This is a genomic window from Bartonella sp. CL25QHWL, from assembly GCF_042195335.1.
Taxonomy (GTDB): domain Bacteria; phylum Pseudomonadota; class Alphaproteobacteria; order Rhizobiales; family Rhizobiaceae; genus Bartonella.
In genome coordinates, this window is the sequence record NZ_JBHIOE010000005.1 from 24,028 (window position 1) to 47,410 (window position 23,383).

The following is a 23,383-nucleotide window of genomic DNA, read 5'->3' on the forward strand; positions in this document are numbered from 1 at the left end:
AAGATTTTCGGAAAAGAGGTTATGAGTATTTCTCACTTTTGGTTTTGCAGAGGGTGGTGCAAATTATAGGTGTTTAGGTTTATGCAAATAAATTATGATCGTGCTCAAGTTTTAAAATGTGACCTAAGACACAGCCATTTTCTGTTCCTTTATGCGAGTAACTTAGCTTTCTTTAGAATATTTTGTTTAAGGCATCGCTTTTTTCTGCCTTATCTCATGATTTTGGAGCTGAAGGATAAACAAGCCATTTGAGTTTCTAGGGTAAGGATGCCGTCAGATACTCGGTAGGGGGGCGTGATCTTAAGAATTAATACCGTGAAATGCGGGTTTGATTTAATGGTTTTGGTGAGGAAGACAAAAAGTTTGAGAGGCGGATAGCTTCTTATTTTGAATGATGTATCAATGAAAAGGGCTTTCATTTATTGAAAAAGAATAAGCTCATATTCAGCAGGTGTGAGATGAAGTAAGAGAACATCGTAATACCAAGCTGCAGTTATGCTGCTAAAGAACATAATGGCGCTAGTGATGAGCAATGGTATGTCTAGTTGGTATGGTGGTTATTCTCCCTCCTGCTACAAGTCCGATACAGAGCGCCATTGGTTTGCACATTCACGGGCTTGTTTTAAAGAGACATCTCTTAAGGCACCCAATCCCATTTCACGACGGCGCTCGTGAATGGTACAACGGTAAATCCATTGAGCACCTCCATCTTTACGCTTATGAAGTAACAAGCCGGCACCATCATTATATTTGCCAGCTCGTGGGTGTTGCGATAGACCTTGCATTAAGACGGTTCATAAGAGCCATTTTTAGTCATTTCTTGTACAGTTTTTATCCACACACTCATCCCGCTTGTGATGTGCAAGTAAGTGGTTTTAGTTGATTCAACATAAACAGATTTGAAATGAGAGAATCTGATGATATTGAGAGCTCTCATTCAAGTTGTAGCGTAATAAAATTTCATTATAAATCAATATGTTGTATGTAATAAAGCACCTTAGGCAGTGAGGTCGTTAAAATTATGACGCATGAGCTTTAGCGGCAGTGATGAATATTCTCAGGCAGGGGTTTTCTTGTCGAGCTTTATGTGAGTAAACCATATAAATGGGGAAGCTGAGAGGAACCTGTCCAGAGAAAGTGAACTGTTTACAAATCGTTGCTGATAGGAATCATCGTCCTTTGAGATGTTGAGAGGAAATCACAATTCTTATGAAATCTGTCTTTTGAGGTGTTCTGATATTGAAGTGAGCAGGTGGAACGCGTTAGACAAGAAGCTGAGTTATTATTGTTTACAGATCAATAGAGTTTAAAAATTTTCGTTCTTTTTCTGGGAGGAAACCAGACAAAAAGTGATCTTAGAGAGCAAAATGATTTCAAAAAAGATTGCGATAAAAAACGTGGGGTATTTGTAGCTGTGTGCGTTTTGAGCTTATTCCTATCTGTGATCTAAAATGCTCTTAAGAAGATGCTTTTTAGAATAAGAGATTGTTACTAATATATTGACTTATAATGATAGTTTAACATTCTCTCTGTTGAATGAGAAATCTAAGTATCATAAATTTTCTCATTTTAAATCTATTAAAAGTATTTTTTTGCATGTCATACGAGGTTGGTATGTTTGTGTTTAAGAAAGGCGTAATGCATGCCTCTTACCAATCATCCCAAGAGGCTTGAGCTATCGTAATACTTGGGGGGGGCGGCAAAATATAGGGTGGGGTGGTTTGCATTTTTATGAAGCGTAAAGACGGTGGTATCAATAGATCTCCTATAACAAGTCGGGAGATCTTATAGTTGTCTGGGGGCTCTATTTACAAGAGCTTATATATTGAGATGGCATGTACAGATCCCGTGCTGTGAGATATGTTTGGGATGTAAGAGATGTTTTGGGTGAATGTGCAATACAGTGATACATGTATTGTGGGGTGTTCTGTGTTGTATGAAGGTAGCTCTGTCGAGCTTTTATAGAAGCAACCTCTTGTGGAAGAGTATGAGAGAAAGGTATGAAGAGGTCAGAAGATGGCAAGGTTTTTAAAAAGTCAGAAGGATAAAGATTAGAATGCGGTTCTGATATAGACTTGGAGCGTTTTAATATATTGGAATATGAGAATGCGGATTTGATTGATCTGTTGTATTGCGCTTTCAGCATTGTGCTTTTTAACAGGATAGGCAATGAAATGGATATCAGGCATTAAATATTTAAGTTCTCGCATCGAGCGCCACACATGGTAATCATGGGTGACGATATAAAGGGTTTTATAGTGGTGTTTTTTGATCCAATCGGCGCTTTCTTTAGCATTTCCTCTGGTGTTAATCGCTTGATGCCCGATGTCAATACAACAGGAGATAAGCCGTCGGGTAATATGCATGTTATGCATGAGACTTTTCAGGTTGGTTGTGGTATTTACACCACTGATGAGGAGACGTGAACCAAGCCCCCTTTGTAAGAGATTAAGTCCTGTCTCTATTCGGTTTTCTCCGCCTGTCAGCACAATGATGGCATCAGCTTTGGGGAGAGGCTGTGGGGGAGAAAGTCGTTCAGTTTTTTCAGAAAAAATAATAAAACCGCTCCAGAAAATGAAAACAATGATTGAAAGAGTAAGGGTTGTCGGTGGAAAATAGCGAAATAAAAAGCGGGGAGACCAACTATAGTGGAGCCGTTTTGGAAGAGGACGTTCTAAATTGTTTTGCGTCAATGAGTTGTAAGTGTTGTGAGTCATAAAATTAAAATAAACCGTTTTCACATTGATCGATTTTTTTCAGTTGTGTTAAAATAGTCATGCGGTTTGTAAGGGTGGTAAGAAAAGAAACGAAAATAATAAGAAAAATGATTTTTCCGTAGGGGATGGAACTTATGGAAAGATGTCCAAACAAAGCTGTTATTTGGCTAGCTTCCACTCTTCCCAAGTTATAATTCGTCCAGAGACAAAAGGCTGAAAACAGAAATATGCTTGTAAGACCACCATATAAAGAACCACGCAGCGCGGTTTTAAAAAAATGCCAGTCAAATTGGCGGGCAATGAAAAGAGTTTCAGTACCAAGGAAATATAAGACATTGATAATATGTGTATTTTCTGCCAATGCATTGCGGGTGGCAAAAATGATGGTGAGGATAAGAGAGCCTAGAACCAATGCTAAAATTGAAAAACCAATGAAAACAGTGGTGTGTGCCATGGTCGCAAAACGATGAACCCAAACACGGTGATCATCAAATTGACCTCCTGGAATTTGGGTTTTAATGGCGTGATTAATGGCTGCAAAATTGATTTTTTCATCCCCATTCAGGGTCACAATGATGAGGCGGGGAAGGGGTAGTTCATTGACATTGAAGCCTGTTCCAAGCCATGGCTCCAGTAACTTTTCTGTAGCTTTTTGGTCAACAATTTTTGCATCTTGTACACCAGAAAATGTTTTAACCAATTGTACGGCATCACGGAGTGCTTTGTTGATATCAACATTGTCAATGGGACGTATTTGTATTGTTGCTTCATAGCTAATCTGATTACTCCAATTTTGGGCAGCATGTTGGACTAAATCAACACCGATTAAGGTGAGGCTTGAAAGAAATGTCATAATAGCAATTACGGCAACCAATGCTTTTCCAGAAATATTACCACTGGGAATAATCGCTGTTGTATTTTTTTTATTGCTTGTAAAAATGGGGAAAGACTTATTCATGAATCGTCATCCGTCCGTTATGGAGAAGCATACGCCGTGCTGCAACTTGTTCCATTAAGGCAATATCATGGGTGGCAATGATAACAGCCGTTCCAAAACGGTTTAATTCAATAAACAAACGGAGGAGGCGTTTTGCCAAGGGCGGATCGACATTTCCAGTCGGTTCATCGGCAAGTAGAATTTCAGGTTGATCAATGAGTGCGCGTGCAATGGCTACCCTTTGTTTTTCCCCACCGGAAAGAACCGGTGGTAAAACATGAATATGATCTCCAAGACCTACCCAACAGAGAAGATCTTCCACTTCACTGCGATAGGTTGCTTCTTCTTGTCCTTTAATGCGTAAAGGTAAGGAGACATTTTCATAAGTGGTCATGTGGTCGAGTAAACGAAAATCTTGAAAAACCACACCGATACGTTGTCGCAGCGCAGGGAGCTCTTGTCGTTTGAGTAATGCTGTGTCTGTTCCAAAGAGATCAATATGACCGCGGGTGGGTTTGAGTGCCAAAAACATAAGACGCATCAGCGATGTTTTCCCTGCTCCAGAGGCACCTGTGAGAAATTGAAATGATCCAGGAGGAATATGAAAGCTAATATCACGAAGGACCTCAGGGCCCATTCCATAGCGTAGGCCGACATTTTCAAAATGAATCACTTTTTATTATTACTCCTGATTTTATATTGCATCATTTATTCTAAAAACTCTTACTTTCATTGCTTTAGATTTTTGTTGTAAGCTTGTTTATTTTAGATTTCATGGTTTTCAATATTTTTTATACACCCTCGTTATCGATAAATATTTTTGCTCAAGAATATTATCACTTATACTTTCTTTTTTTAGCTTTATTTATGATTTTAGCAGGAATTTCAAAGGGATTCTAGCATAAACATCAGAACTATTTTTCCTTCTTACTCAGAGGCTTTTTTTGCATTGAGTGGACATTGGGTGATTTTAAAAAGCTATGTTGCTCTTTTTATCTTACTTTCTTATTCTTGTTCGCATCCCAATCTTGAGGTTTTTGCTTAAATTATTTCTTACCTGTTATGAAAAAAAGCGTTTGTTGTTAGAATGATTGAGCTTCTCATGCATTGTTTTGTTTTTTATTCTCCTTGGTGGTTTTCGTAATAATGCTGAGATAATTTTAGCAAAAAAACAAAAACCACCGTATGTTGTATTGCGTCGTGTTTTTTAGTTTTGTCGGTTGGCAATCAGATCTTCAACAACTTGTGGTTCGGCAAGGGTTGAAATATCTCCGAGAGTATCAAAATCGTTTTCAGCGATTTTTCGTAAAATACGTCTCATAATTTTCCCTGATCGTGTTTTGGGAAGCTGCGGAGCAAACTGAATTTTATCCAATATGGCAATAGAGCCTATTTCTTGTCTCACATGCTTGATAAGGTCTTTTTGCAATTCTTCACTTGGCTCTGTTCCTTCCATGAGAGTCACAAAACTATAAATTCCTTGTCCTTTAATGGGATGCGGGTAACCCACAATAGCTGCTTCTGATACAGCGGGATGAGAAACAAGAGCTGATTCAATTTCAGCAGTTCCTAACCTGTGCCCCGAGACATTGAGAATGTCATCAACTCGTCCTGTGATCCAATAATAACCGTCGCTATCGCGCCTACAGCTATCGCCTGAAAAATATTTTCCTTTATAGGAGGAAAAATAAGTTTGAATAAAGCGTTCATGATCCTTATAAAGTGTGCGCATTTGTCCGGGCCATGAATCACTGATACAAAGATTGCCTTCTGCTTCACCTTCTAAAACATTGCCTTGGGCATCAACAATTTGGGGTTGAACACCAAAAAAAGGACGTGTGGCCGATCCTGCTTTGAGGGGTGTTGCACCGGGCAAGGGCGTGATCATATGCCCTCCTGTTTCCGTTTGCCACCATGTATCGAGAATCGGACAACGGTCATTTCCAATTATATGATAAAACCATTCCCATGCTTCTGGATTAATCGGTTCTCCTACCGTGCCTAAGAGACGCAACGATGTTCTGTTTGAGTGTTCAACAAACGAATTTCCTGCTCCCATTAAGGCGCGGATAGCTGTTGGTGCTGTATAGAGCGTATTGACTTGGTGTTTGTCGACAATTTCCCAGAATCTGCCTTTGTCAGGAAAGGTTGGTGTGCCTTCAAACATTAAAGTGGTCGCACCATTGCATAAAGGTCCATAAACCAAGTAAGAATGACCGGTTATCCAACCAATGTCAGCCGTGCACCAGTAAACTTCATTGGGGTGGTAATCAAAAACATATTGGTGAGTCATCGAGGCAAAAACAAGATAGCCCGCTGTGGTATGCAAAACACCTTTAGGTTTGCCTGTTGAGCCTGAAGTATAAAGAATAAAAAGTGGATCTTCAGCATTCATTGGTTCTGGTGGACAAGCTGTTTTGGCATGAGCTATCTCTTCGTGGTACCAAAAATCACGCCCCTCTACCCATTGAATGGGTCCACAAGTTCGCCGTATAACCATGACTTGGTCCACCTGCACGTTTTGGCGCGCGGCTATCTCAATGGCATGATCAACATTGTCTTTTAAGTTGATCCGTTTGCTGCCACGCAAGCCTTGATCAGCGGTAATAATGAAGGTTGATTCACAATCGACAAGGCGTCCTGCTATTGCCTCAGCAGAAAAGCCAGCAAAAATAACCGAATGAATAGCTCCAATGCGAGCACAAGCAAGCATAGCATAGGCTGCTTCGGGTACCATGGGGAGATAAATGGTTACTTTATCGCCTTTCTTAATGCCACGGCTTTTCAAAAGATTAGCAAAACGACAAACATGTTCATAAAGCTCGTTATAGGTTATTTTTTTATCATGATAAGGATTATCTCCTTCCCAAATGAGCGCGATTTTGTCTCCATGGATTTTCAGGTGGCGATCAATGCAATTATAGGTAACATTTGTTATCCCATCTTCGTACCATTGAATGGAGACATCTCCGTTAAAAGAAGTGTTTTTTACTTTTGTAAAAGGTTTAAACCATTCAATGCGTTGACCATGTTTTGCCCAGAAGCTTTCTGGATCATCGATGCTTTCTCGATACCATTGTTGATAAGTTTCCTCATCGAGTAAAGTATTTTTTTTGATCTCTTCTGATACTGGATAGATTTTTTCAGTCATGTTTCCCTCTTTTTATTGTTTTGAAAATCTGCCTCTGTATTTTTGTATGGTTATATTTGTGGCAGAGTTTTCCCAAAAGCTTTTCATTGTGAGGTTAGACTAAATGACAAAGATTAGAATAGTCAATTTTTAAATCTGATACGTTTTTCTTAAAAAGGTATTTTATGCTTTTAGGATATTTAAATGTGGCAAAGTCTATTGCGGTATAGAGCCTTTTATAAACGCACAAAGGCATTAAAAAATATCATATAAAAAGGGAGATGAAGGTGCTTTATTGATTATCGCTTTAAATGTTTTTTATTTTGTATTCCCTTATTCAAATAAGAATAAGTTCATTAATAATTAATTAAACCAAAATATCAAAAATAATGAAAAGAATTACTGTATATAAAGTTTATTTTATAGTTACTTTCCAAATGTAACTACCATTTTTAAAAACCAATAGCATATAATAGGGATAAAGACAATGAGAATACAAAACATTCTTACGATTTCATAACAAATATTCATTATAAAAAAATTCTGATTATAAGATGTGATCCACAATAGATATCTCTGAAAATTATTTTATCCACAGATGTAGATATTTAATTTGGTATATTCTTACAAATATACTTACAAAATTATTTAACTTCAGAGAGATATCTTTGTCGCTATATGACCGAATGTGCTGCATGAACCAAAAATATTAATTCTCCTTAATTATCTACATTAAAAGTAGTATCATAATGATACATTTCAAATGGCTATCATGTATTTTTAGAAAAATGTCAAAGATAAATTTTAAAAATAACAATAAAAATACTGTATAAATAATATCTATACTATGTATACATGAAATCTTCTTCTTAAGAAGATAATAATATTATTTGCAATATTTTAAAATATAAGAAATATCCCCTGTTTTTCCTTAATTAAAGTTTAAAATTAGAAAAATTAGGCATATGAAAAGTTGAAGTTTTTCTCTTTGTTTACGAGATCGACAAAGGAATAATGATAAAGGAATATCGTTATTGAAATCGTTCTCATTTCCATTGTTTTGCGTGCATGTATTATGCGCATATGCACGGGATTCGTTCTTTTATTTTTCAGGCGAATATTGACCGTATGTTATGCTTTGTAGAGCATGGAAAGCCTCTATGCTATCGTTAACCTTATAGATTGCTATCATGTTGTTTAGCGCGGTTCTTGGTGCTCTATTGAGCATTTGAGATGTTTATTTTGCTCAAGTGACTTACATGAAAGAGTTTTGTTACTGTATTATGTAACCATAAGCCTCTTTTTGTCTGCTTTATGCCATTGGCATGTGGGGAAATTGTTTACGCGTGTTGGAGAAGTTAAGAGAATTCATGATTTTCAATGGAAATCATTGCGATGATCTTATTCAATATTCTTTTGCAATTATTTATTTCGCGACAGTTTTTTCATTCATGCGCAACGCCCCTCTTATCATTTTGCCTTTATATAAGGATTTATTTTTTATATTGCTTTTGCTGGAGAGGCGGTCAGAGGGGAGTAAAGTAGAGCCAATGTGCGAGAATATGAGAGCCAAATTGCAATGCTATCTTGAAGCTATTGTACGTGTTGTGGATGTGCCGGTGAGAAATTTGAGAAACCAGCTTTTTTGCTTATCCTGCTAACAGGATGAAAGAGGGACTGGAATCTTTTTTGCTAGAATTGCTCTTTTATTGATATTGAAGGAAATATTTTTTCTCATTTCTGCTGTTTTTGGTTTGTTCGTAGAATTTTCAATGGGAATTTATATGAAGGGGGAATTGCTTTACACAGGGCGTTTTCCAAATAAAGCAGAGCCAATGCGAAGGACATTAGAGCCAAACTGTAGAGCGGTTTTGAAGTCACTGGACATGCCCATGGAAAGCTTTGGAAGACCTGCTTGTTTTGCTAATTTTGCTAAGAGCGCGAAATAGGGGCCGGGGTTTTCGTCGACAGGGGGGATGCCCATAAGTCCGATGATATCGAGTCCATACTTGTTTTTGCATTGGTTGACAAAAGATGTAGCTTCTTGTGGTGCGATACCACTTTTTTGCGGTTCTAAGCCAATGTTAACCTGAACATAGCAGGGGAGATGCTTTTTTTGCTTTTCCATTTCTTCAGCTAGGCTTTTGGCTATTTTTTCACGGTCAACCGTTTGGATGACATCAAAAAGTTTTACCGCCTCTGCTGTTTTATTTGATTGTAGGGGACCGATGAGATGGAGTTTAATATTTTCAAATTGTTGACGTAAAGCAGGCCATTTTTGTGCTGCTTCTTGTACGCGGTTTTCTGCAAACAAAGATTGGCCTGCTTGCAAAAGGGGTCGTATATCAATAGCAGAAACAGTTTTTGAAACAGCGATAAGTTCAATTTCTTCTACAGGGCGTTGTAGCTCTTGGCATATTGCTGCAATGTCTTTTTGAAGGTTTTGCCATGCTTCAACGGAAGGGGCATCGAGGGGCGTTTGTGTATTCATATTTTTGTGCTTTACCTTTTTTGTTCAAGAGTTGGTCGTTTTTTTTAAAGTTTTATAAAATACTTAGGGAAATATTTCACGAAAATGTTGACGATGAGGTTAATCCATGGTCAAGCATAATAAAACAAGTTTTTGGTTCTGTTTTATTAAAAGAGTATAATGGGAATGACAATTGGACATTATAATATAGGCGAACGCTATAATCCACGTGCGAGAGAAAAAAAATGGCAAGAAATTTGGGATGAAAAGAAAATTTTTCAGACTCTTCAAGAAGATGCTCGTGAAAAATATTATGTTTTAGAAATGTTTCCTTATCCTTCTGGCCGTATTCACATGGGGCATGTGCGCAATTATGCCATGGGGGATGTGGTTGCACGCTATAAAAGGGCAAAGGGATTTAATGTGCTTCATCCCATGGGGTGGGATGCTTTTGGTATGCCGGCTGAAAATGCTGCTCTGCAAAGTAAAGTGCATCCTAAAACTTGGACCTATCAGAATATTGCTGTGATGCGCGGGCAATTAAAGCAATTAGGGCTCTCTTTAGATTGGGCGCGTGAATTTGCGACTTGTGATGTGGAATATTACCATCGTCAACAAATGTTGTTCCTTGATTTTTATCAGAAGGGTTTGGTTGCGCGTAAAGTAGCTAAGGTGAATTGGGATCCTGTTGACCACACCGTTTTGGCCAATGAGCAGGTTGTTGATGGGCGGGGATGGCGTTCTGGTGCGTTGGTAGAACAGCGTGAATTGACGCAGTGGTTTTTCAAAATTAGCGATTTTAGTGAAGATCTCTTGGCTGGGCTTGAAGAGCTGGAGCAATGGCCGGAAAAAGTTCGCACCATGCAGAAAAATTGGATTGGAAAATCACAAGGTTTGCTGATTCGTTGGGCATTAAAGTCGACGGGTGATGCTAATGAAGTTTGTGAGACATTTGATGAGGTTGTTTGTTATTCGACACGTCCTGATACACTGTTTGGCGCTTCCTTTTTGGCTCTGTCTGTTGATCATCCTATTGCACAAGCTTTGGCAAAAAAAGACAAAGCGTTGAGTGCTTTTATTGAAAATTGTCGGTGTGGTGGAACGACAACAGCAGCACTTGAAACAGCTGAAAAACAAGGGTTTCTCACGCCCCTTTTGGCTGTTCATCCTTTCGATTCAACAGTACATATTCCCGTTTATATCGCGAATTTTGTGCTTATGGACTATGGAACAGGGGTTGTTTTTGGTTGTCCAGCTCATGATCAGAGAGATTTCGATTTTGCGCGTAAATATGATCTTCCAATAAAACCCGTGGTTTTGCCAAAAGGAGAGCAAGCAGAAGATTTTGTTATTACTGAAACACCTTATACGGGTGATGGGGTGATGATCAATTCCAGTTTTTTGGATGGTTTAACACCCCAACAAGCTTTTGAAGAAGCTGCTAAAAAGCTTGAAAAACAAATGCTCAATGGGCAACCGCAAGGGAAGAAAACAGTGCAATTTCGTTTGCGTGATTGGGGGATTTCGCGTCAACGTTATTGGGGGTGTCCCATTCCGATGATCCATTGTACAACTTGTGGGGTTGTTCCTGTTCCACGTGCCAATTTACCGGTTGTGTTGCCTGATGATGTTACTTTTGATCAACCAGGAAATCCTCTTGCACGACATGAAAGGTGGCAGAATGTTACTTGTCCTTCCTGTGGTCAACCTGCCAAACGCGAAACCGATACCATGGACACATTTGTTGACTCTTCTTGGTATTATGCACGCTTTACGGCTCCTTTTGCGCAGGGACCTGTTGACAAACAAGCAACAGCTGAATGGTTGCCTGTGCAACAATATATTGGTGGAATTGAGCATGCCATTTTGCATCTTCTTTATGCGCGCTTTTTTATGCGTGCTATGAAATTGGTCGGTCATGTGACGGTAGATGAGCCTTTTAAGGGGCTTTTTACCCAAGGGATGGTGGTGCATGAAACCTATCGGGATGATCAAGGGTGGGTTTCTCCAGCAGAAATTTCGATTGTTGAAAAAGATGGAAAGCGGTGTGCTTATAAATTAACCGATCAAAGTGAAGTGACGATTGGTTTGATTGAGAAAATGTCAAAATCAAAAAAGAATGTCGTTGATCCTGATGATATTATTGCATCTTATGGCGCTGATACTGTGCGTTGGTTTGTGTTGTCAGATTCTCCTCCCGAGCGGGATGTCATTTGGACAGAATCTGGTGTTGAAGGTGCACATCGCTTTGTACAGCGTGTTTGGCGCCATGTGGCTGTGAGTGCTTCTATTTTAAAGGATGTGGCGCCTTGTGCAGGGCATCAGGGGGCGGCTTTGGAACTCTCAAAGGTCGCACATCGCACGCTTTGCGCTGTAGAAGATGATTTGGAAAAATTCGCTTTTAATCGGGCTATTGCACGCCTTTATGAATTCTTGAATATTATGGCACCGTTGTTAAATAGGATAGAAAGTGTTGACGATGAAATGAAAGCTTCTTTACGTCAAGCTATGGATTTTTTTCTTGCCATGATTGCACCCATGATGCCCCATTTAGCAGAAGAATGTCATGCTGCTTTAGGAGGAAAAACTTTAATGTCTGCGCTTGCTTGGCCTGTCTATGATCGTGCGTTAACCGTTGCGGAATGCTATACTTTGCCAGTACAAATTAATGGTAAAAAACGCGGTGAGGTGAGCGTTGCAGCAACTGCTGATGAGGTGATGATTAAAGAAGCGGTTTTGGCGTTAGATTTTGTAAAGGCGCAGCTGGTTGAAAAGCCTGTGAAAAAAATCATTGTTGTTCCACAAAGGATTGTGAATGTCGTTTTTTAGAAGTTCTATTCTTGTCATTTTAGCTGGTGTATTCACACTGTTGTGTGGATGCAAAGTTGAACCGCTTTACCGTCAAGAGTTGCAGAGTGCAATGACAATGGATTCTGCTTCTTATGGGAATCCTGCTTCTGGATACCCTTCTGGACAAGCTTCTTTGGGGTTAGCGCAAAAGCTTGCTTCTATTGTTGTGGAAGAACCTTCGGATCGTTTTGGTCAAATGGTGCGCAATCATCTGCTTTTTCTTTTGTATGGAAATGGTGCTAAACCTTCTCTACCTACTTATAAATTGGCATTGCAGATATCCGTCTTTACAAGAGAATCTATGCAGATAGAGGTTGATTTCGAGAAAAAGAGAAAGGGACGACCTTCTGTTGGAACTGTTATGAGCAGAGCTTCTTATACTTTGCAGGATATGAAAAATACTCTTGTTGCAAAAGGAACAGCAATGATGAATGCATCTTTTGAGCAACTTCGTCAAGAATATGCAACGCTGCAAGCAGAAGAAGATGCAAAAAAACGTGTTGCGGAAGAGTTGGCTGAACAGATCTTTTTGTTACTTTCAAAAGATCTTTCCAATAAAATTTCTAGACATTAAGCAATATTTTGTCCTGTTTTTTTCCAGTCGTCGAGGAATATTTGCAACCCTTTGTCGGTGAGAGGATGTTTGACTAGTGCTTTTAAGATTGCTGGTGGAACTGTTGCAACGTCAGCACCGCTTAGTGCTGCTTCTTTGACATGATTAACGGTGCGGATTGAAGCGGCCAAGATTTGTGTTTCAAAGTTATAGTTATCATAAATTGTGCGAATTTCATGAAGCAGTTCACTTCCATCATTTCCACAATCATCAAGTCTACCAATAAAAGGTGAAACGAATGTTGCGCCTGCTTTGGCGGCTAATAAGGCTTGATTGGCAGAAAAACAAAGTGTGAGATTTGTTTTTAGTCCTGCTGCTGTGAGAGCTTTACAGGCTTTTAATCCATCGAGTGTTAAAGGAAGCTTGATACAAATATTGTCGGCAACCTTTGCTAAAACAGCTGCTTCTTTCATGATGCTTTCAAATTCCGTTGCTGCAACTTCAGCAGAAACAGGTCCGCTAACGAGAGCACAAATTTCTTTTGTAACATCAAGAATATTGCGTCCTGATTTTAGGATAAGAGAGGGATTGGTGGTAACACCATCAACAAGGCTTAAATTCTGTAACTCTTGAATTTCTTCAATATTGGCGCTATCCACAAAAAATTTCATCTCTAACCTCTTTTTTTTAGCTTTATCCTATTTTTTGTTATGCGCTATTGTTGACTGCAAAAGCAAGAGAAAGAATTAATATCTGTGTAAAGAACAAGAATGCTATGGTGTTAATCATGTATCCGTTTTCGGTAAAGAAATATGATTTATCGTTTCCACACCCATTTCATAGTGTTGCTCGTGATAAGGCATAGAATTCATTGCGTACCAACATTTTTGCGTATTGGCATCTTTGCGTAGCGGTGTTTTTATATTTATGGAAATAAGCTAGCATTATCAAACACTTTGCTCATTTCCTATTTGCGATTGCTCTTGATATTTGAGAGTGCATCATAAGATACCTTCCTTTTTTAGGGGGTATGTTTAACTTTGTTTTTGATGAAAGCGGATGGATTTATTTTGTCGTAAAACACTGTTGAAGAACGCCTGTAAAATTTTACGCATGAAGGGTTTTTTTATGGTCAATTACATTGATTTATTCTGTTTTCCCCATTCTTCAAAAATACGCTTTTGTGCTGCTTGTATTGTTGCTTGATTTTCAATCAAGCTGAAAGATGTATACACGTGTTTTCACTTTTTGGCACAAAGCCAAGGTGAATATTGTAACGGCTCCATTTGCAATATTATTCTCCTTATAATTAAAATCATGGGATACTTTTTTATCAATAAGGATTTACAAATGTTCCTCGATGGGTTTGAAATGAAAAAAAATCATCGTATGGAGGGTTTTTATTACAATAGGTAAAATGATGATTATATCTTTATAAATCAGTTTGTTGAAGATAAATTGAGATATGAGGCGGTAAAAAAATAAAAGTGTGCGTTGGGAAGAGGTCACACTATGGGATCGCTTTGTTGAAGGATGCACTTAACCGATAGCATGTTGAATGCTTAATAGTGATGCGTTTTATTTACACAGAAGAATAGTGCTGTTTTTTTGCTATAGAGTTTTTTATTATAGACGATGAGATTGGTCCTTTTATTGGCACTTTGGTGATGGAATGCGTGTTAAAAAGAATTTTTGTTAGAAAAGTGTTGTGATAAGGGGGGATTGAATCCTGCAATGAATTTTATAAGAGTGTTTAAAGATAAGGTGTAGACTTGTTGATGCTCAATAGGTCGTAGATTGGTTTACAAGATGAATTCAAACATGATAGAGGAAAAGATTGTATCCGTATTGGTTCCTCTTCCTGTTGCTCACGCTTATAGTTATAAAGTTCCATCTTCTATGGAGGTGAACGTTGGTTCCTTTGTTCGGGTTCCGTTGATGGGGCGTGAGCTTTGCGGTTTTGTTGTAGATGTTGGAGAGCAGACAGCCGATGGTCACAAGTCTGCTTCGGTGGCGCGTGAAAAATTACGCTCTCTGCTTCATGTTTTTGATTGCCCCCCATTAAAAGCAGAAATGATCACATTTTTGCGTTTTGTTAGTCGCTATACAATGGCGCCTTTTGGTCTTGTAGCACGATTGGTTTTGTCGGTACCGGCTGCTTTAGAGCCGGAAGCGCAGATGCTGGGTTTGCGATATTGTGGTGGAAATGTAGAACGTCTCACACCAGCGCGGTCACGGGTTTTGGAATTGGTGCGCAGTGAGAAGATATGGACACGTTCTGGTCTGGCACATGCGGCTGGAACTTCGGTTTCTGTTGTTGAAGGTTTAAAAGCGCTAGGAATTTTTGAAGATGTTAAGGTTCCTGCTCCTGATCTTGTGGCAATGCCTGATCCTGATTTTTGTCCCCCTCAGTTGCAGGGAGCGCAAAGTGAAGCAGCAACATTATTGCGGGAAGGTGTTTTATCTTCTCAGTTTCAAGTTTTTTTGCTTAATGGTGTTACGGGTTCAGGAAAGACAGAGGTTTATTTTGAAGCGGTTTCTCAAGCCTTTAAAGAGGGCAAGCAGGTTTTAATTTTATTGCCGGAAATTGCTTTAACACAGCAGTTTTTAGATCGTTTTTATACACGTTTTGGCGCTGCGGCAGCAGAATGGCATTCTGATTTGACGCCACGTCGTAGAGAACGCGTCTGGCGACAAGTTGCAGAAGGGCGGGTGCGTGTTGTTGCGGGGGCTCGTTCGGCGCTTTTTCTTCCCTTTCATGAGCTTGGCTTGATTGTTGTCGATGAAGAGCATGATAGCGCTTATAAACAAGAAGAGCGCATTTTTTATCATGCGCGTGATATGGCTGTTGCACGGGGCTCTTTTGAGCATTTTCCTGTTATTTTATCTTCAGCCACACCGTCGATTGAAAGCCAAGCCAATGTTTTAAAAGGGCGTTATCAAAAGGTGCATTTACCTTCCCGTTTTAAAGAAGCTGCACTTCCACAGTTGCGGGTGGTTGATATGCGCCAAGGAGGGGTGCAAAAGGGGCGCTTTATTTCCTTTGCTCTTGAAAGGGCTTTAAAACAAACGCTTGATAAGGGCGAACAAGCTCTTCTTTTTCTTAATCGTCGTGGTTATGCACCTTTAACTTTATGCCGAATTTGCGGACATCGTTTTCATTGTACCGATTGTTCAAGTTGGTTGGTCGAACATCGTGCGCAAGGGCAACTGAAATGTCATCATTGTGGATATCATGAACCACTTCCTCAAGCCTGTCCTGAATGCGGGACATTAGATCATCTCGTGGCTTGTGGACCGGGTGTGGAAAGAATTGCCGAAGAAACACAAATGCTTTTTCCTCAAGCGCGATCATTGATCCTTTCAACAGATCTCAAAGGAGGGATTGGGAAGTTGCGAAGCGAATTACAAGCCATTGCAAATGGCGATGTGGACATTATTATTGGAACACAGTTAGTCGCTAAAGGACATCATTTTCCCAAGCTCTCTCTGGTTGGCGTTATTGATGCTGATCTTGGTCTTGCCAATGGCGATTTACGCGCAAGTGAACGTACCTATCAGCTGCTTTCTCAAGTTACCGGAAGAGCAGGGCGTGTGGGATTGAAAAGTTTAGGATTATTGCAAACTTATCAACCAGATCATCCGGTTATCAAAGCCTTACTTGCATGCCAGCCAGAAGATTTTTACACACGTGAGATTGCAGCGCGTCAGCATTATCATTTGCCTCCCTATGGGCGGCTTGCCTCTTTGATTATCTCTGCACAACAGCGCCAAGCAGCAGAACATTATGCGCGCGCATTGCGTCAAGCAGCGCCACGGGAAAAAAATATCTCGGTTATGGGACCAGCAGAAGCGCCTTTGGCTTTGGTTCGGGGGCGTTATCGTTTTCGGCTTTTGCTGCAAGGACAGCGTTCTTTTGATATACAAGGGTTTATACGTGCAATGCTTAGCGGTACACCCAAAATGCCCAGTTCCGTTCGGGTTCAAATTGATATTGATCCGCAAAGTTTTTTCTAAAACCAGTATCGCATAAAGTGAAGGTCTCTTTGCTTAAGGTGCTTTACTTGAACTCTTATATTATTCAGAATAAGCATTCAGGCAGCAAAATATGATACATGTACATTGCATTAAGTAGAGCTACGGGAAAAAATATCTTTGTTATAAAACCAGCAGAAGCGCCTCTCTTCTTCGAGGGCACTATCATTTCGGCTTTTACTCCTTTTTTGTATGAGGGACAGTATTCTTTTGATAGGCGGATTCTTTTTATAAGGGCTTAAAATGCTTAGCTGTACACCCAAAATACCCAGTTCCGTTCGCGTTCAAATTGATATTGATCTATGCTTTTTCTAAATCAGTGCAATATAGTGCCATATAAAGTGACGCTATGTGGGCTTAATGAGGGACGTGTTTTTGATGTTATTTGACCTTAAAGCCTTATGAAGCAGCGTTCATAAGATGTATCAGCGCTGTACGAGTCGTACCTGCGTTTGTATGCTAGATTAGGGCGAGAATATTGTATATATCTATTTTATTTATCTTTGACGAGAACACAGACTCATTTTGGAACGTGAAGGTCAAAATGAGCATTCATCGTTGTCATTTTTATTCATTCGGCTCTAGAATTTTCAAAAGCGTCCATAATAATAATTTTTATAAATAATAAATATTGATTTATAGTGATAATATGCCGTTATTCATATTATAGTCTCAACTATCGTAGGATTCTCTTATTTAAAATCTATTTATATTGATCAATCAAAACCATTCGTTTGCATGTTACAGATGGGGGAGCCTGTGTCGCGTAAAACTATACAAGAGAGGACCAAAATACCTAATCATCTCAAGAATTAAGGGCTGTCGTAAAATTGGGAGATGGCAAAGTGTGTGATGGTGCCGGCTTGTTCTTTCATAAGTGTAAAGATGGGGCTGCTCAATGGGGTTACCATTATAGCATTCATAGGCGCTGTCGTGAAATGGAGATTATCCATTGTTTCATGCTTTTATTACTTTCGTTCTCTAATGGGGGCACATTTTTCATGTAAAGCAGAACGCCCAAAGCGGAATATTACAGAACATCTATTGTATTACTACATTCATATGCTTGTTTAAGCAAATGTTTCTCAGCATACTCGAATTCATTTTACGATGTTTTTCGAGTGTAGAATATCAAAGCTTTCATGAATGAAAAAACCACGTTAAGGCTCCCCATCTTTATTTCATTAAGGTATAAAATGGCGCCATTTATTATTTAGCTTTGAGTATTACGAAAACTCTTAGTACTTGAGAGCGTTTATAAGAGGTGTTGTTTTCTTTAATCATTTCCTTTTTTGTTTGTGATGAAGCAAGGGAGTGATTTTGATAAAAAAATTTGAAAAGAGAGAATCTTTCGATATTTGAAGCTCATCCGGTATGAAAAATGATATATTATCATTATAAATCAATGTTTTGTATATTAAAAGAGTGTGCTTACAAGAAAATATTACTTGGTAAAATTTTTTAAAAGGAGTGGGTGTTTGAAGAAAAAAGATCAATTTTTTCTTTAATTTTTAGGAGGATATTCATTGTTTTTTCTTTCTTATCAGTTTGAAATAATAGACTTTTTCAGTCGCCGTCGTCTTTCGTTAAAGGTTTTGTGGTGATAAAGGGAATGTTTTGTTATGGTGACAAGAGCGTTTGGTGACAAGAGCGTTTGAAGAAAAATCAAAGAGAGTGAAAAAATCGCTCAGAGAATGTCAAAAAGAGGCATAAAAAAACTGTGATGCCATCCTGTATATCTAAAAAAATGCTTTTCAAAAATATTTTGAATATTTTATTAAAATTTTTGAAAAGCAGCGATTTGTGGTGTTGCGAGTCGGCTATGTCTATGCTAGAAACCAAGTGATTTTTGTTCTAGGTTTTAAGAAGAAGATTCTTAAGATTGAGAATGTCTGTTTCATTTCATCTGATAACTATCAGAGAGTCGCTCAAGGGAAAGAGGCGGTATTTCGTGTCGGATTCATTTTCTCTCATACCGCTGCCGTTGGTAGATCAACGCTATGCGCAAGCGCTTTTTGATTGCGTTCAAGAAGCCGGAAACGTCGAAAAGGTTGAAAAGGCAGTAGAGGATCTTTTGCTTGTTTTGGAGAATAAGGATTTAAAATTCTTTGTGCTCAGTCCATTCTTTTCAGTTAAAGAGCAAATTAAGGTGATGCAATCTGTTTGTGCAAACATCAAATTTGCTGATAAAAACGCAGGGCAGGTCATTGGTAATTTTTTACGCGTTATTGTAATAAACCGTAGGCTTAGTGCCGTATTTGGTATTTTACATGCTTTCCAGCGTTGTGTTGCACGCGCTCGTAGGCAGGTTACTGCGCAAATTGTTTCTGCGCGCCCCTTAAGTTCTCAACAAAGACAAGAGTTGTGTGAGGCTTTGGAAGGTGTTGTTGGAGGAAAAGTCTTGCTGCACATCATTGTGGATCCAACAATTCTTGGTGGATTAATCGTTCGTGTGGGGTCGTCTCAAATTGATACGTCTCTTCTCACAAAATTGTCTTCGCTTAAGCTTGCATTGAAAAAAGAGGTCAGCTGATGGATATTAGACCATCTGAAATTTCAAAAATTCTAAAAGAGCAAATCAAAAACTTTGACCAAAAGGCTGAGGTTTCAGAAATTGGTTGGGTTCTCTCTGTGGGAGATGGTATTGCTCGCGTTTATGGTTTGGATAATGTCCAAGCAGGGGAAATGGTCGCCTTTCCAAACGGTGTGCGCGGTATGGCACTCAATTTGGAAGTTGATAATGTTGGTGTGGTCATTTTTGGCTCAGATCGTGATATTCGTGAAGGTGATTGTGTAAAGCGGTTAGGCGCTATCGTCGATGTTCCTGTGGGCCCCGCTTTGCTTGGGCGTGTGGTTGATGCGTTGGGAAACCCTATAGATGGTAAGGGGCCCATTAAAGCAACAGAGCGTCGTCGTGTCGATGTTAAGGCTCCTGGAATTATTCCGCGTCAGTCTGTCCATGAACCGATGTCGACCGGATTGAAAGCGATTGACGCACTCATCCCTATTGGACGGGGGCAGCGTGAATTGGTGATTGGTGATCGCCAAACAGGAAAAACAGCAATTTTGCTCGATACATTTTTAAACCAAAAACCTTTTCATGAAAAAGGGGCTGGACGAGAGCAAGATAAAGTTTATTGTATTTATGTGGCTATCGGTCAAAAACGTTCGACGGTGGCACAATTCGTTAAAGTTTTAGAAGAACGTGGAGCGCTGGAATATTCTATTATTGTTGCAGCGACTGCTTCTGATCCAGCACCACTGCAATTTATTGCACCTCTTGCTGGATGTGCTATGGGTGAGTATTTCCGTGATAATGGGCAACATGCTTTGATCGGTTATGATGACTTGTCAAAACAGGCGGTAGCGTATCGTCAAATGTCTCTTTTATTGCGTCGTCCTCCAGGTCGTGAAGCTTATCCGGGAGATGTTTTCTATCTGCATTCTCGTCTTTTAGAGCGGGCTGCAAAGTTGAATGCGGAAAATGGATCTGGGTCGTTGACAGCTTTGCCAGTTATTGAAACGCAAGCAAATGATGTTTCTGCCTATATTCCTACAAATGTGATTTCGATTACTGATGGACAAATTTTTCTAGAGACTAATTTGTTTTATCAAGGAATTCGTCCTGCTGTAAATGTTGGTCTTTCTGTATCGCGTGTTGGTTCTGCTGCACAAATTAAGGCGATGAAGCAAGTTGCTGGCTCGATTAAAGGTGAATTGGCGCAATATCGTGAAATGGCAGCTTTTGCGCAGTTTGGCTCTGATTTGGATGCGTCAACCCAGCGTTTGTTAAATCGGGGTGCGCGCTTGACAGAGTTGTTGAAGCAGCCACAATTTTCTCCACTCAAAACAGAAGAACAGGTGGTGGTTATTTTCGCGGGTGTGAATGGCTATCTTGATGCTTTGGCGGTTTCTGATGTTGCGCGGTTTGAGCAGGGACTTTTGGTGCTTTTGCGTAGTGATTATCAAGATCTCTTAAAGGCAATTGCTGAGCAAAAGCAAATAACAGATGAGCTGAAAGATAAGTTGATAACTGTTCTTGATACTTATGCGAAAAATTTCTCGTGATGAATTGATGGAATGCTTGAATGGCTTCACTAAAAGATCTTAGAGACCGTATCGCTTCGGTTAAAGCAACACAAAAGATTACCAAAGCTATGCAAATGGTTGCAGCGGCAAGGTTGCATCGTGCTCAAGAGGCAGCGCAGTTTGCACGCCCTTATGCGAAGAAAATGGCTGATATTTTGACCAGTGTTGCTGCTGATGTAGATGGTGTTGATGCGCCTGCTCTTATGCGTGGTACGGGGCGCGATGATGTGCATCTTTTGGTGGTGTGTACTGCTGAGCGCGGTTTGTGTGGTGCTTTTAATGTGCAAATTGCTCGTCGTGCACGTGAACAGATTAAGGCATTGTTGGCGGCTGATAAAATAGTAAAAATTATCACTGTGGGTAAAAAAGGCGCGGATATTTTATCGCGTGATTACAAAGGCTTGATAATTGACCATATCGATTTGCATGCTGTAAAGCGAATTGGTTTTGCAGAGGCAGTGATGATTAGTCAACGGATTGTTGATTTATTCAATGAAGGCGCTTTCGATGTCTGTACGCTGTTTTATTCTGAATTTGTTTCCGTAATTAATCAGCGTCCAACAGCTTTGGATTTGATTCCAATGGTTGCTCCAAAAGCAGCTGTTGGGGCAATAGATGTTGTGGAGCAAACCGATCATAACACAGGTTCACAATCGATTGTTTATGAATATGAACCTGATGCTGCGTCTCTTTTAGAGGCCCTTGTACCACGTAATCTTTCGGTGCAAATCTTTCGGGCTTTGCTGGAAAATGTTGCTGGTGAGATGGGCGCCAAGATGACAGCTATGGATAATGCATCGCGCAATGCGGGTGAAATGATTAGTAAATTGACGGTGGCTTATAATCGTCAACGTCAAGCACAGATTACGACAGAATTGATCGAAATTATTGCGGGCGCTGAAGCGCTTTAAATGGAGAAGGTAAGGATTGATGGTAAAAGCAGTAACCTCAAGCAAAGGAACAGAAAAAGGTGAAAAAAAGAAACCAGCTGCTCGTTCCAGCGTGAAAAAAGCCGCTTCGAAATCTCAAGTGGATGTAAAGGCTTCCTCTGTACCTGCGCGTGATGCAGCTAAAGATACACCTGTAAAAAAAGATACATCCGCAAAAAAAGAAGAGCGTGCAAAAGGCGCTGTTGGTGAAATCAAGCAGATTATTGGTGCTGTCGTTGATGTGCAATTTGAAGGTGCATTGCCAAATATTCTCAACGCTTTGGAAACAGAGAATTTAGGTAATCGCTTGGTATTAGAAGTTGCGCAGCATTTGGGTGAAAATACCGTGCGTACGATTGCTATGGATACGACTGATGGTTTGATGCGGGGCCAAAAGGTTGTGGATACAGGCACACAAATTAGCGTTCCTGTAGGAGAAGCAACGTTGGGACGTATTATGAATGTGATTGGGGAACCGGTGGATAATGTGGGACCAATCGCTTCAACCAAAACACGTTCTATTCACCAAGAGGCACCTGAATATGTTGAGCAATCGACTGTTTCGGAAATTCTCGTCACCGGTATTAAAGTCGTGGATTTGTTAGCCCCTTATTCTAAAGGGGGTAAAATTGGCTTGTTTGGTGGTGCTGGTGTTGGAAAAACCGTTCTCATTATGGAGCTTATAAACAATATTGCAAAGGCACATGGTGGCTATTCTGTATTTGCTGGTGTGGGAGAACGTACACGTGAAGGAAATGATCTTTATTATGAAATGATCGAAAGCCGCGTGAATGTGAATCCAAAAGAGAATAATGGTTCAACGGAAGGGTCAAAGTGTGCCCTTGTTTACGGGCAAATGAATGAACCACCAGGAGCGCGTGCGCGTGTGGCTCTTTCAGGATTGACAATTGCAGAAAGTTTCCGTGATGAAGGACAAGATGTTCTCTTCTTTGTGGATAATATTTTCCGTTTCACGCAAGCAGGAGCTGAGGTATCTGCTCTTTTAGGGCGTATTCCTTCTGCTGTTGGGTATCAGCCTACCTTGGCAACGGATATGGGGGCGTTGCAAGAACGTATTACCAGTACAAAAACAGGCTCTATTACTTCCGTTCAGGCAATTTATGTTCCGGCAGATGACTTGACGGATCCGGCGCCTGCAGCGTCTTTTGCTCATTTGGATGCAACAACTGTGCTTTCGCGCTCTATTGCGGAAAAGGGAATTTATCCGGCGGTTGATCCGCTTGACTCTTTTTCACGTATGTTGGATCCATTGATTGTGGGGGAAGAGCATTACACAGTTGCTTGTCAAGTACAAACCATTTTACAACGTTATAGAGCGCTTCAGGATATTATTGCTATTCTTGGAATGGATGAACTTTCTGAAGATGACAAGTTGCTGGTGGGGCGGGCGCGTAAAATTGAACGTTTCCTTTCACAACCTTTCCATGTTGCGGAAGCCTTTACTGGTTCGCCGGGGAAACTCGTTCCTTTAGAAGAGACAATCAAAGGCTTTAAAGGTCTTTGTGCTGGCGATTATGATGATTTGCCAGAAGCTGCTTTTTATATGGTTGGTTCGATTGATGAAGCACTTGAAAAAGGAAAGCGTCTCATGGCAGAGGCTTCTTAGTAAGAAGCTTCTTATTCAAGAAAAAACTGTCATGGGTATTTTTCGT

At 39.9% G+C, this 23,383-nt stretch carries 13 protein-coding genes and 1 pseudogene; 7 read left to right on the forward strand and 7 right to left on the reverse strand.

What is annotated here, in order from left to right; genetic code table 11:
- Positions 1 to 584 precede the first annotated feature (584 nt).
- The 6 genes and pseudogenes from ACFILY_RS03975 to ACFILY_RS04000 all read right to left on the reverse strand — a co-directional run.
- Positions 585 to 807, reverse strand: a pseudogene (locus tag ACFILY_RS03975) (Arm DNA-binding domain-containing protein); the annotation flags it as partial.
- A gap of 1,244 nt (positions 808 to 2,051) precedes the next feature.
- The gene (locus ACFILY_RS03980) at positions 2,052 to 2,717 is read right to left on the reverse strand and encodes a YdcF family protein (protein ID WP_375637555.1); all 666 of its coding nucleotides are present in this window, start codon (positions 2,715 to 2,717) and stop codon (positions 2,052 to 2,054) included.
- A 4-nt stretch (positions 2,718 to 2,721) separates the two neighbouring features.
- Positions 2,722 to 3,675 (reverse strand): ABC transporter permease, encoded by a 954-nt coding sequence (locus ACFILY_RS03985; protein ID WP_273790524.1) that lies wholly within the window; start codon positions 3,673 to 3,675, stop codon positions 2,722 to 2,724.
- Positions 3,668 to 4,327, reverse strand: coding sequence for a cell division ATP-binding protein FtsE (gene ftsE / locus ACFILY_RS03990; protein WP_273723097.1), 660 nt, complete (start codon positions 4,325 to 4,327; stop codon positions 3,668 to 3,670). The genes ACFILY_RS03985 and ftsE overlap by 8 nt, the downstream gene beginning before the upstream one ends.
- A 534-nt stretch (positions 4,328 to 4,861) precedes the next feature.
- Positions 4,862 to 6,805 carry an acetate--CoA ligase gene (gene acs, locus ACFILY_RS03995; RefSeq protein ID WP_375637556.1) on the reverse strand — a complete coding sequence of 648 codons (1,944 nt, stop codon included), beginning with the start codon at positions 6,803 to 6,805 and terminating at the stop codon, positions 4,862 to 4,864.
- 1,780 nt (positions 6,806 to 8,585) lie between these two features.
- Positions 8,586 to 9,275 (reverse strand): YggS family pyridoxal phosphate-dependent enzyme, encoded by a 690-nt coding sequence (locus ACFILY_RS04000; RefSeq protein ID WP_375630908.1) that lies wholly within the window; start codon positions 9,273 to 9,275, stop codon positions 8,586 to 8,588.
- Between the two features lie 165 nt (positions 9,276 to 9,440).
- Here ACFILY_RS04000 and leuS point away from each other — a divergent pair, with 165 nt between their 5' ends.
- Positions 9,441 to 12,083, forward strand: a complete 2,643-nt coding sequence (leuS, locus tag ACFILY_RS04005; protein ID WP_375637583.1) for a leucine--tRNA ligase — start codon at positions 9,441 to 9,443, stop codon at positions 12,081 to 12,083.
- Positions 12,070 to 12,678, forward strand: coding sequence for an LPS assembly lipoprotein LptE (gene lptE / locus ACFILY_RS04010; RefSeq protein WP_375637557.1), 609 nt, complete (start codon positions 12,070 to 12,072; stop codon positions 12,676 to 12,678). The genes leuS and lptE overlap by 14 nt, the downstream gene beginning before the upstream one ends.
- Here lptE and fsa read toward each other — a convergent pair.
- Positions 12,675 to 13,328, reverse strand: a complete 654-nt coding sequence (gene fsa, locus ACFILY_RS04015) for a fructose-6-phosphate aldolase (protein ID WP_273790517.1) — start codon at positions 13,326 to 13,328, stop codon at positions 12,675 to 12,677. The two genes, lptE and fsa, sit on opposite strands and share 4 nt — an antisense overlap.
- Positions 13,329 to 14,478: 1,150 nt before the next feature.
- Here fsa and ACFILY_RS04020 point away from each other — a divergent pair.
- The 5 genes from ACFILY_RS04020 to atpD all read left to right on the forward strand — a co-directional run bounded on the left by ACFILY_RS04020 (position 14,479) and on the right by atpD (position 23,337).
- On the forward strand, positions 14,479 to 16,674 hold the full coding sequence (locus tag ACFILY_RS04020) for a primosomal protein N' (RefSeq protein WP_375637558.1): 2,196 nt from the start codon (positions 14,479 to 14,481) through the stop codon (positions 16,672 to 16,674).
- Between the two features lie 1,969 nt (positions 16,675 to 18,643).
- On the forward strand, positions 18,644 to 19,225 hold the full coding sequence (gene atpH, locus ACFILY_RS04025) for an ATP synthase F1 subunit delta (RefSeq protein WP_273790514.1): 582 nt from the start codon (positions 18,644 to 18,646) through the stop codon (positions 19,223 to 19,225).
- Positions 19,225 to 20,760 (forward strand): F0F1 ATP synthase subunit alpha, encoded by a 1,536-nt coding sequence (atpA, locus tag ACFILY_RS04030; protein WP_273790513.1) that lies wholly within the window; start codon positions 19,225 to 19,227, stop codon positions 20,758 to 20,760. The genes atpH and atpA overlap by 1 nt, the downstream gene beginning before the upstream one ends.
- A 20-nt stretch (positions 20,761 to 20,780) precedes the next feature.
- Positions 20,781 to 21,692 (forward strand): F0F1 ATP synthase subunit gamma, encoded by a 912-nt coding sequence (locus ACFILY_RS04035; protein ID WP_375637560.1) that lies wholly within the window; start codon positions 20,781 to 20,783, stop codon positions 21,690 to 21,692.
- Between the two features lie 19 nt (positions 21,693 to 21,711).
- Positions 21,712 to 23,337: a F0F1 ATP synthase subunit beta gene (gene atpD, locus ACFILY_RS04040; RefSeq protein ID WP_273790511.1), complete on the forward strand. Its 1,626-nt coding sequence runs from the start codon at positions 21,712 to 21,714 to the stop codon at positions 23,335 to 23,337.
- The last annotated feature ends 46 nt before the right edge of the window (positions 23,338 to 23,383 follow it).